At 72.0% G+C, this 4,787-nt stretch carries 1 protein-coding gene; it reads left to right on the forward strand.

The window, feature by feature from the left end; translation table 11 throughout:
- The coding region (locus ACWDR0_RS34550) for an SDR family NAD(P)-dependent oxidoreductase (RefSeq protein ID WP_456355797.1) at positions 1-4,787 on the forward strand (4,787 nt) is incomplete at both ends.

Below are 4,787 nucleotides of genomic sequence, written 5' to 3' on the forward strand. Positions count from 1 at the left end.
GGCGTCTTCGCGGGCGTCATGTACCACGACTACGCGGGCCTGCTGGAGAGTTCGCGGGATGCCGCCGAGGGTTCGATGGGATCGGGCGGTACGGGGAGTATCGCGTCGGGCCGGGTGTCGTACACCTTCGGCCTCGAAGGTCCCGCGGTGACGGTGGATACGGCATGTTCGTCGTCGCTGGTGGCGCTGCATCTGGCGGTGCAGGCGTTGCGTCAGGGTGAGTGCAGTCTGGCGCTGGCCGGTGGTGTGACGGTGATGGCGACGCCGGGGACCTTTATCGGGTTCTCGCGTCAGCGTGGTCTTGCGGCCGATGGCCGGTGCAAGGCGTTCGCGGAGGCCGCGGACGGTACGGGCTGGGGCGAGGGTGTCGGCATGCTGCTCGTGGAGCGGCTCTCCGACGCGCGCCGTAACGGCCATCAGGTGCTGGCGGTTGTGCGCGGCTCCGCGGTGAATCAGGACGGTGCGTCGAACGGTCTGACGGCGCCGAACGGTCCTTCGCAGCAGCGGGTGATCCGGCAGGCCCTGGCCTCGGCGGGGCTCTCGGCCGCCGATGTCGACGTCGTGGAAGCCCATGGCACGGGCACCACCCTGGGCGATCCCATCGAGGCGCAGGCCCTGCTCGCCACCTACGGCCAGGACCGGCCGGAGGACCAGCCGCTGCGGCTGGGTTCGGTGAAGTCGAACATCGGTCATACGCAGGCGGCGGCGGGTGTCGCGGGTGTCATCAAGATGGTGATGGCGATGCGGCACGGTGTGATGCCCAAGACACTGCATGTTGATGAGCCGTCGTCGCATGTGGACTGGTCGGCGGGTGCGGTGGAACTACTTACCGAGGCTCGTGAGTGGACGGCTGAGGGGCCGCGCAGGGCTGCGGTGTCGTCCTTCGGTATCAGTGGCACCAACGCACACACCATCATTGAAGAAGTGCCTCGGGCTGAGGGTGAGCGTGCGGAGCCGGTGGTGCCGCCGGTGGTTCCGGTGGTGGTGTCGGCGGGCAGTGCGGAGGCGTTGCGGGGTCAGGCGGAGCGGTTGCTGGGGGTGGATGCGCCGCTGGTGGATATGGCGTTTTCGGCGGCGGTGTCGCGGGCCGCGCTGGAGCAGCGTGCGGTGGTGGTGGGCCGGGACTCGGACGGGGTCCGGGCCGGACTGCGGGCGCTGGCGGACGGGGTGTCGTCGGCCGGTGTCGTACAGGGCACTGCGGGGCCGGGGCGGCTGGCGTTCCTGTTCAGCGGTCAGGGCAGCCAGCGCCTCGGCATGGGCCGGGAGCTGTACGACACGTTTCCGGTGTATGCGGGGGCGTTCGACGCGGTGTGTGAGCGGTTCGAGCTGCCGCTGAAGGATGTGGTGTTCGGGGCGGACGCGGAGGCGCTGAACCGGACGGAGTTCACGCAGGCGGCGCTGTTCGCGGTCGAGGTGGCGTTGTTCCGGCTGGTGGAGTCGTGGGGTGTGCGGCCGGACTTCCTGGCGGGCCACTCCGTGGGTGAGATCGCGGCGGCCCATGTCGCCGGAGTGCTGTCCCTGGACGATGCCTGCACGCTGGTGGCCGCCCGCGGCCGGCTGATGGGCGCGCTGCCCGAGGGTGGCGCGATGGTCGCCGTCGAGGCCTCGGAGGAGGACGTACGTCCGCACCTGACCGATGGTGTGGACATTGCGGCGGTCAACGGGCCGCGCTCGCTGGTCCTGTCGGGCGATGAGGACGCGGTTCTCGCGCTGGCCTCGCGGTGGAAGAACAAGCGGCTGCGGGTGAGCCATGCCTTCCACTCGCATCTGATGGACCCGATGCTGGACGAGTTCCGCACGGTCGCGGAGTCGCTGTCGTACGAGCGGGCGAGTGTGCCCATTGCCGGTCAGCCGGACGAGGTCGATGCCGAGTACTGGGTACGCCATGTCCGGGACGCGGTCCGTTTCCACGACGCCCTGGAGCAGCTCCGTACCGAGGGCGTGACGTCCTTCCTGGAGATCGGTCCCGACGGCATCCTCTCCGCCCTCGCCGACGGCGGTGTTCCGCTGCTGCGGCGCGACCGCTCCGAAGCTGAGTCCGCGGTCACCGCGCTCGCCCGCCTCCACACCACCGGCACCCCCGTCGACTGGGCCGCGCTCTTTACCGGTACCGGCGCCCGCCGCACCGACCTGCCCACCTACGCCTTCCAGCATCAGCACTACTGGCCTCGCGCCGCGGGCCGGACCGGTGACGCGTCCGCCTTCGGCATGGGGGCGACCGGGCATCCGCTGCTCGGCGCCGCCATCGGCCTGGCAAGCGGCAGCGGTGTGGTGTTCACGGGGCGGTTGTCGGTGGAGTCGCATCCGTGGCTGGTTGATCATGTGGTGTCGGGTGCGGTGCTGTTGCCGGGTGCGGCGATGGTGGAGCTGGCGGTGCGGGCGGGTGACCAGGTCGGTTGTGATCTGGTGGAGGAGCTGACGCTGGAGGCTCCGCTGGTGCTGCCCGAGCGGGGTGGTGTCGCGGTTCAGCTGACGGTGGGCGCTGCTGACGACGACGGCCGCCGCACCGTGGAACTGCACTCGTCGGTGGACGAGGTGTGGACGCGGCATGCGAGTGGTGTGCTGGGTTCGGGTGCTCCGGTGGGTGAGGGGCTGGTGGAGTGGCCGCCGGCGGGTGCCGAGGCGGTGGACCTGACCGGGTTCTACGACGGTCTGGAGTACGGTCCCGGGTTCCAGGGTCTTCGTGCCGCGTGGCGGCGCGGGGGCGAGGTGTTCGCGGAGGTCGCGGTCGACGATGCGGCGGGCTTCGGTCTCCATCCCGTCCTGCTGGACTCCGCCCTCCACGCCATCGGCATCGGCGACTTCTTCTCCGACTCCGGGCGGATTCCCTTCTCCTGGTCCGGGGTGTCGCTGACGGCCTCCGGCGCGGCCGCGCTGCGGGTGCGGATCGCCCCCGCGGGGACCGACGCCGTGACCCTGACCCTCGCCGACCCCGAGGGGCTGCCCGTCGCCGAGGTCGGCGCGGTGGTCCTGCGGAAGCTCACCGGTGCCGCCGCGTACGGCGGGCACCACGAGTCGCTGTACGTACCGGAGTGGGCGCACCTGACCATTCCGGCCGCCGAGGCCGACCCGGCGGTCGAGACCGTCCGGATCGCGCCCGGCGACCCGGTCACCGGGGTGCACGAGGAACTGGCCCGGGTGCTGGACCTGCTGCGGTCCCATGACGGCGGCCCGCTGGTCGTCGAGGTGCGGCCCGGGGACCTGGTAGGTGCCGCGGTGTCCGGTCTCGTCCGGTCGGCCCAGTCCGAGGAGCCCGGCCGGTTCACCGTCGTCGAGACGGTGGATTCGCCGTCGCCCGAGCTGCTCGCCGGAGTGCTGGCGTCCGGCGAACCGCATGTCGCCGTCCGCGACGGCAAGGTGTTCGCCCGCCGTCTCGCCCGGGTCCCCGTCACCGTGGCCCCGGAGGCCCACGAGTCCGCCGAGTCCGGGGATCACGCCGAGCCGCCCGCCGAGACCGCCGCGGCTTTCGGCCGGGAAGACGTCGTCCTTGTCACCGGGGCGAACGGCGCCCTGGGCGGACTGGTCGCCCGGCATCTGTTCTTCGGCCACGGCGTACGCAGGCTGGTGCTCGCGAGCCGCCGCGGTGAGGCCGACCCCGTCGCCGTCGACCTGTGGACCGAGCTGACCGAAGTGGGCGCCGATGTCACCGTCGTCGCCTGCGATGTCGCGGACCGGGCGGCCCTCGCGGCCGTACTCGACGGCATCGACGGTCTGACCGGTGTCGTGCACACCGCCGGTGTGCTGGACGACGGTGTCCTGTCGTCGCTGACCCCGGAGCGGATCAGCGCCGTCCTGCGGCCGAAGGTCGACGCGGCCTGGCATCTCCACGAGCTGACCGCGGGCCTCGGCCTGCGCCACTTCGTACTGTTCTCCTCGGCCGCCGGTGTCTTCGGCAACGCGGGCCAGGGCAACTACGCCGCCGCCAACGCCTATCTCGACGCCCTCGCGGAGCACCGCAGGTCCGAGGGCCTGCCCGCGCTCTCCCTCGCCTGGGGACAGTGGGCGTCGGGCATGACCGGACGGAACACCTCCGGCGCGCTGACCCCGGACGAGGGACTGGCGCTCTTCGACACCGCCCACGGCCTCACCGCACCCGTCCTGGTACCGATCAGGCTGGACCTCGCGCCCGGCGGCCCCGTGCCGCCGCTGCTGCGCGGACTTGTACGCGGGCCGGTACGGCGCAGTGTGCGGACGGGAACGCCCGAAGCGGCGCACGGCCTGGCCCGGCTGCCGGCCGCCGACCGCTCGCGCGCCCTGCTGGAGACCGTGCGGTCCGAGGTCGCCGCCGTACTCGGCTACGCCGGTACGGAGGAGGTGGACCCCGAGCGCGCGTTCGGCGACCTGGGCTTCGACTCGCTGACCGCACTGGAGCTGCGGAACCGGCTGAACGCGGCCACCGGGCTGAAGCTCCCCGCCACGCTGATCTTCGACTATCCGACGGCGCTGGTCCTGGCGGACCATCTGCTGGAGCAGTTGTTCGGCGGCGCCGAGCGGGCCGCCGAGACCGTGGTGGCGGCCGACGCCGACGAGCCGATCGCGATCGTCGGTATGGCGTGCCGTTTCCCGGGCGGGGTGTCCTCGCCGGAGGAGCTGTGGGAGCTGGTGGCCGGGGGGACCGATGCCGTCGGGGACTTCCCGGCCGACCGTGGCTGGGACATCGAGCGGCTGTACCACCCGGACCCGGACCACCCGGGGACCTCGTACGCCCGCGAAGGCGGTTTCCTCTACGACGCAGCGGAGTTCGACCCCGCGTTCTTCGGCATTTCACCGCGTGAGGCCATCGGTAC

It is taken from the genome of Streptomyces sp. NPDC003691 (assembly GCF_053981115.1).